The organism is Nocardioides sp. (assembly GCF_034670285.1).
In the GTDB taxonomy this organism is placed as follows: domain Bacteria; phylum Actinomycetota; class Actinomycetes; order Propionibacteriales; family Nocardioidaceae; genus Nocardioides.
In genome coordinates this window covers 1-6,072 of the sequence record NZ_JAXMNS010000226.1, presented here as the reverse complement: position 1 = coordinate 6,072, position 6,072 = coordinate 1, and the positions used below count along the sequence as shown (strand labels likewise).

General features: G+C 72.2%; 8 protein-coding genes. 5 read left to right on the top strand and 3 right to left on the bottom strand.

Annotation, left to right across the window (positions count from 1 at the left end):
* From VOI19_RS12125 to VOI19_RS12105, 5 genes are all read left to right on the top strand, one after another.
* Positions 1–436 (top strand): CBS domain-containing protein (locus VOI19_RS12125; protein WP_323793219.1); only part of this gene is annotated, 436 nt, incomplete at its 5' end.
* Between the two features lie 76 nt (positions 437–512).
* Positions 513–1,013, top strand: coding sequence for a Zn-ribbon domain-containing OB-fold protein (locus tag VOI19_RS12120; RefSeq protein ID WP_323793218.1), 501 nt, complete (start codon positions 513–515; stop codon positions 1,011–1,013).
* Positions 1,010–2,203, top strand: coding sequence for a lipid-transfer protein (locus VOI19_RS12115; RefSeq protein WP_323793217.1), 1,194 nt, complete (start codon positions 1,010–1,012; stop codon positions 2,201–2,203). Before VOI19_RS12120 ends, VOI19_RS12115 begins: the two co-directional genes overlap by 4 nt.
* Before the next feature lie 7 nt (positions 2,204–2,210).
* The gene (locus VOI19_RS12110; protein WP_323793216.1) at positions 2,211–3,023 is read left to right on the top strand and encodes an enoyl-CoA hydratase; all 813 of its coding nucleotides are present in this window, start codon (positions 2,211–2,213) and stop codon (positions 3,021–3,023) included.
* A 4-nt stretch (positions 3,024–3,027) separates the two neighbouring features.
* The gene (locus VOI19_RS12105; protein ID WP_323793215.1) at positions 3,028–3,843 is read left to right on the top strand and encodes a hypothetical protein; all 816 of its coding nucleotides are present in this window, start codon (positions 3,028–3,030) and stop codon (positions 3,841–3,843) included.
* Here the strand turns inward: VOI19_RS12105 and VOI19_RS12100 are convergent.
* The 3 genes from VOI19_RS12100 to VOI19_RS12090 form a co-directional block, all read right to left on the bottom strand.
* Positions 3,807–4,202, bottom strand: coding sequence for a YchJ family protein (locus tag VOI19_RS12100; protein WP_323793214.1), 396 nt, complete (start codon positions 4,200–4,202; stop codon positions 3,807–3,809). The genes VOI19_RS12105 and VOI19_RS12100 overlap by 37 nt on opposite strands.
* Positions 4,203–4,220: 18 nt before the next feature.
* A complete protein-coding gene (locus tag VOI19_RS12095) occupies positions 4,221–5,045 on the bottom strand; it encodes an adenylate/guanylate cyclase domain-containing protein (protein ID WP_323793213.1) in 825 nt (274 codons plus the stop codon).
* 41 nt (positions 5,046–5,086) lie between these two features.
* The coding region (locus VOI19_RS12090; protein WP_323793212.1) for a WS/DGAT domain-containing protein at positions 5,087–6,072 on the bottom strand (986 nt) is incomplete at its 5' end.

Sequence of the window (6,072 nt, the reverse complement as noted above, 5' to 3'; positions counted from 1 at the left end):
GTACGGCTTCGCCAGCGGCACCGGCGCGTCGACTCGGACCGTGGGGGAGGTGCTGCGCGGCAAGTCCGGCGGGATGCCCGAGCTCGTGCACACCCACCCCAGCGAGACCGTCGCCGAGGCCGTCGCCATCCTCCAGGAGTACGGCGTCTCGCAGATGCCGGTCGTGCGTGCCGAGCCGCCGATCGTGGCGGCCGAGGTCGCCGGGTCGGTCTCCGACCGGGCGCTGCTCGACGCGCTCTTCGCCGGCACCGCCTCGTTGACCGACTCGGTCGAGCAGCACATGTCGGGTCCGCTGCCGACGATCGGCTCGGGCGAGGAAGCCTCGGCCGCGGTGAGCATGCTCGAGACCGCCGACGCCGTCCTGGTCCACGAGGACGGCAAGCCGATCGGCGTCCTGACCCGTCAGGACCTGCTCACCTATCTCGCCCGAGGCTGACGCCGAGCCTCCGGAGCACTAGAGTAAGAACACGTTCTAGTTTTGACGTGCTCAACTCAAGCGCTCTGGAGGCTCCATGACCGCCACCCCCGCGATCGAGGGCTGGTTCACGACCGGCGGCGACGGCTCGGCGCCGGCGCTGCTCGGCTCCCGCTGCACCACCTGCACCTCGACGTACTTCCCGCCCACGGCCGGGGGTGCGGGCTTCTGCCGCAACCCCGCGTGCGCGGGGGAGTCCTTCGACACCGTCGAGCTCTCGCGACGTGGCCGCATCTGGAGCTACACCGACGCGCAGTACCAGCCGCCGGAGCCCTACATCGCGCCCTCCCACGGCAGCGGAGACGCCTACGTGCCCTTCGCCCTGGCCGCGGTCGAGCTGGCCGAGGGCCTGGTGGTGCTCGGCCAGGTCGCCGACGGGTACGGCGTGGGTGACCTGCGGGTCGGTGCCGAGGCCGAGCTGGTCGTCGAGACGCTGTACGTCGAGGACTCGGGCGACCAGGGTGAGGCGGGCGCGACCGAGCGGACGATCTGGCGCTGGAAGCCGGTCGTCGAGCTCGGGCAGGAGGCCGACCAGTGAGCGGGCAGCAGGTCGCCGTCGCGGGCGTCGGGATGCACCCGTGGGGCAAGTGGGGCAAGAATTTCGTCACCTACGGCGTCCACGCCGCTCGCGCGGCCCTCGCCGACGCGGGGATCGCCTGGACCGACGTCGACTACGTCGTCGGCGGCGAGACCGTGCGCAACGGCTACGGCGGCTACGTCGCCGGCGCGACGTTCGCCCAGGCCCTGGGCTGGAACGGCGCCCGGGTGGCGACGTCGTACGCCGCCTGCGCGACCGGGGCCCAGGCCATCGACACCGCTCGCACCCGCATCCTCGCCGGGCTCTCCGAGGTGGCGCTAGTGGTCGGCGCCGACACGACGCCGAAGGGGTTCCTCAAGCCCAACGCCGGCGAGCGCTGGGACGACCCCGACTGGCTGCGCTTCCGGCTGCTCGGCATGACCAACCCGGCCTACTTCGCCCTGTACGCGCGTCGCCGGATGGACCTGTACGGCGCCACGAGCGAGGACTTCGCCCAGGTGAAGGTCAAGAACGCGCGCCACGGACTCACCAACCCCAACGCCCGCTACCGCAAGGAGGTGTCGGCGGCCGACGTCCTAGCGAGCGCGGTGGTCTGCGACCCGTTGCACCTGCTCGACATCTGCGCGACCTCCGACGGCGCGGCCGCGGTGGTGCTGTGCAGCGCGGCGTACGCCGAGCGGATGGGGCTCACCAAGCCGGTCACCGTGGCGGCGGTGTCGACCGTGACGCCGACGTTCCCCAACACGGTGATGGACATGCCGATGCTCTCCACCGACCCGAGCGCCGCGGTCGGCGTGCCCGACCACACGTTCAAGCAGTCGATCGGCCTGGCCGCCTACGAGGAGGCCGGGATCTCGCCCGAGGACGTCGACGTGGCCGAGGTCTACGACCTCTCCACCGCTCTCGAGCTCGACTGGATCGAGGACCTCGGACTGTGCAAGCAGGGCGAGGCCGAGGTGCTCCTGCGTGCCGGTGAGACCACCATCGGTGGCCGGATCCCGGTCAACCCGAGCGGCGGTCTCGCCTGCTTCGGCGAGGCGGTCCCGGCCCAGGCCCTGGCCCAGGTCTGCGAGCTCACCTGGCAGCTGCGCGGCCAGGCCGGTGATCGTCAGGTCGCGGGCGCGAAGGTCGGGATCTCTGCCAACCAGGGCCTCTTCGGCCACGGCTCGTCCGTCCTGCTGACGGTGTGACGTCACGGTGAGCGGCCCCGGCTTCGTGCGCGTCGAGCGACCCGACCCCGGGGTCGCGGTCATCACTCTCGACCGTCCGGAGCGGATGAACGCGATGTCGTTCGACGTGATGGTGCCGTTCCGTGACGCCCTGCGCGAGGCGGGCGAGGACTCGTCGGTGCGTGCCGTGGTCGTCACCGGAGCGGGGGCCGGGTTCTGCTCGGGCGCCGACCAGGAGTCGGCCGGTGTGCCGCCGGGGGTCGAAGGACTCCCACCGGTCTCCTACGCGCTGCGCGCGATGGGGCTGCTCGAGGACGTCGTCCTGACGATCCGGCGGCTGCCACAGCCGGTGATCGCCGCGGTCAACGGCGCCGCGATCGGTGGCGGGCTCTGCCTCGCCCTCGCCTGCGACCTGCGCTACGCCGCGCCGACGGCATACTTCCGCGCGGCCGGCATCAACAACGGCCTCACCGCGAGCGAGCTGGGGCTCAGCTTTCTGCTGCCGCGCGCGATCGGCACCTCGCGGGCCGCCGAGATGATGTTGACGGGCTGCGACGTCGGCGCCGAGGAAGCCGCGCGGATCGGGTTGGTCTCCTCGGTCGACGACGACGTCCTCGCCGTGGCGCTCGCGGCCGGACGGCGGATCGCCGCGCTCTCGCAGCCCGGGATCGAGCTGACCAAGAAGTCGATCCAGGCCGGGCTCGCCGCCACGTCGCTCGAGGCGCACGTGACCTCCGAGGGGCTCGGTCAGCTCTACGTCCGCCTGCTCACCGACAACTTCGAGGAAGCGACCCTGGCCCGCAAGGAGGGCCGAGACCCGGTCTTCCGCGACCGCCGCTGAGCCGATGATCACTCCACCGGCCCATGTCCTGGACCTCTTCGCCGTGCCCGAGGTGGTCACGCACCTGCCGGGCGGGAGCGGCTCGACGTACCGCGCCGGAGACCTGGTCCTGAGCCCGGGCCGCGACGAGACCGTGCAGGCGTGGCTGAGCCCGGTGCTGGCGCGCCTTGCGGTCCGCCTCGACGAGGATCCCGGACGACGGGCGCGTGACCTGCGGGTGGCGATGCCGGTCCCGGCGCGAGACGGGTCGTGGGTCGTCAACGGGTGGGCGGCCTGCCGCTACGAGCCGGAGGCCGTCACCTGCCTGGACCTCGACGTGACCCTCGCGGCCGGTCGGTCGCTGCACGCGCACCTCGCCGTCGCCGTCGGCTCCCGGCCACCGCGGCTCCACGAGCGCGAGGACCGCTGGGCACGGGCTGAGCGGGTCGCCTTCGGCCCGACGCAGGAGATGGTCGCGGCGGCAGCCGGCACTCCGGCGGCCGACGTCGTCGACCGGGTGGCACCACACCTGAGCGACGTGCCGCTCGGGACGGAGCAGCTGGTGCACGCCGACCTGGCCGGCAACGTGCTCCTCGACCGGCAGGGTGCTCCGCTCGTCATCGACGTCTCGCCGGCGTGGCGCCCCGTGCAGTGGGCCGAGGCCGTCGCGGTCGTCGACCTGGTCACGTGGTTCGGGGCGCCGCTGTCGGTCGTGGAGCCCCGGCAGTCGGGACCGGAGCGACAAGCGCTGCTGCGCGCCCTGATCTTCCGCGCGCTCTCCGACGAGCAGCTCGACCCCGAGGCCTACGCGCCGTTGCTCTCCGTGATCGCCTCGACGTAGACCCAACGTCCGGCGCGCTGCTCGAACCGACTGGTCTCGTGGAGCACCCGGTCGACGCCGCCATAGCTGTAGCGGGCGGCGAACTCGACGATGTCGTCGTCTGCGCGCAGGATCCGCAGGCCCGTCCACTCCAGCCCCGGATCGGTGGTGACGTCGTCGGGCCGGGTGCGCGGGTGCCAGGTGCGGAAGACGTAGGCGTTGCCGAAGTCGTTGCCCAAGGAGTACGCCGTGTAGCGCGAACGCATCAGCGCCTCGGGGGTCTCGGCGAGGTCGGGCCCGCGGTGCAGACGTCCGCAGCAGCCGTCGTACGTGCTGCCGGACCCGCAGGGGCAGGGGTCCTGGCCGGAGAGGAGCTTCACTGGACACTCACTGGACACTCACTGGACCAGCACCCGCCACACGAGGTGGTCACCGGGGAGGCCCTTGAGCTCGACCTCGCCCATCTCAACCAGGGTGACGGCCGCGTCGTCGTCCAGGCTCTCGTGCACTGCGTCGGTGACGAGCACCTCGCCCCCGGTGGCCAGCGCGCCCACCCGGGCAGCCATCACGACGTTGCGGCCGAAGTAGTCGCCGTCGCGCGAGATCACCGGACCGGTGTGGATGCCGATGCGCACCTTCACCGGAGCGATGACCCGCAGTCGGGGGTCGAGGGTGCGACGTAGGTCCTTCTGGATCCCGACGGCGGCCCGGCAGGCGGCCTCGGCGTCGCGGAAGGCCACCATGAAGCCGTCGCCGGACGTCTTGACGACCTGTCCGCGATAGCGCTCGACGCGAGCACGCACCAGCGCGTCGTGGGCCGCCAGGACCCGCACCCACACCTCGTCGCCCAGGCGCTCGGTGAGCGGGGTGGAGTCCTCGATGTCGGAGAACAGCAGGGTGACCCGGCCGGCGGAGTCGGCCATCGAGCGGATCTCCTGCTCCTCCGAGTCGGCCCAGGCCTGCAGGTCGTCGATGGACGACTGGAGCAGCCCGGTCAGGCCGTGCTCGCGGACCTTGCCGACGCTTCGCACGACCCGGGCCACGGCCCGCTCGGTGACGCTGGCCGCGGGGCGTGGTCGCAGGGCCGTGTCGAGGTCGGCCTCGAGCTGGTCGATGCGGGCGCGGGCCACGTCGAGCTGGTGGCCCTGACGCCGTACGACGGCGAGCGCGGCGCCCAGGCCGACGGCCAGCGTCGCGGCCAGGAGTCCCAGAGCGATCGCCACGGGTCGAGCCTACGGCCCACGAGCCGGGATGAGCGTCGGGCTCAGATCCCGAGCGACTCCTGCAGCGCGTCGAGCTCCTCGCCGGAGTAGACGGCGATGCGCTGGAGGCTCGGCACGGAGTCGCGGTCGCCGGTGTAGCCGATGTTGAACTCACCGGCATAGCTGACCGCGGTGATGTTGAGTGCCTGACCGTTGAAGAGCAGGCTCACCGGGAAGATCTCCTCCATGGGCGAGCCATCGAGGTAGCGGGTCTCGGCGGGGCCGGGCACGTTGGAGATCACGAGGTTGGACGCCGGATGGCCGTGGCCGCCGAAGCCGAGCATCGCCTGGCTCAGGAAGGGCAGCATCAGCACGGCGGTGTAGGCGTCCATCGCGTTCTGCCCGACCTGCGGCAGTCGCTCCTTGCCGAGCCGGGTGGAGGCCTTGATGCGCGCGATCCGCTCGACCGGGTCGGCGATGTCGGTGCCGAGCTGGGCGTAGAGGAAGGTCACCGCGTTGCCGACCTTGGCGCCCTCGTGAGCGCGCACCGAGACCGGGACGTTGGCGGTCAACGACGCCTGCGGCAGCTTGTCCTGCTCGAGCAGGTAGCGCCGCAGGGCGCCGCCGCAGATGGCGAGGAAGACGTCGTTGAGGCTGGCGTCGGCCGCCTTGGCGACGAGCTTCATCCGCTCGATGGAGTAGTGCTGGGTCGCGAAGCGGCGCGGGGTGTGGATGCGGCCGTTGAAGAGCGACTTGGGCGCTCGGAACGGGGTGGCGCGCTCGTCGTTGCCGGCGCCGGTGAGCGTCTCGGCGTAGGTGCGCACCAGCGACCCGGCTACAGAGGCTCCGCTGCGCACGCCGTCGGTGAGGAGCCCGACCGGGTTGAGGCCCGGAGAGGCCACGAGCTCCTTGGACGGCTTCGCCCGCGGCGGCAGCCCCGACTGGTCGGGGCCGTGGGTGCCGACCGCCCACGGGGGCAGCATGTCGCGGGCATCGGGGTCGGCCGACATCATCCGACGCAGCAGCCGGACGCCGCCGACGCCGTCGA

Bases quoted from the DNA above. Each gene is read 5' to 3' on its own strand.
- VOI19_RS12120 (WP_323793218.1), top strand. From the start codon at position 513: ATGACCGCCACCCCCGCGATCGAGGGCTGGTTCACGACCGGCGGCGAC.
- VOI19_RS12105 (WP_323793215.1), top strand. From the start codon at position 3,028: ATGATCACTCCACCGGCCCATGTCCTGGACCTCTTCGCCGTGCCCGAG.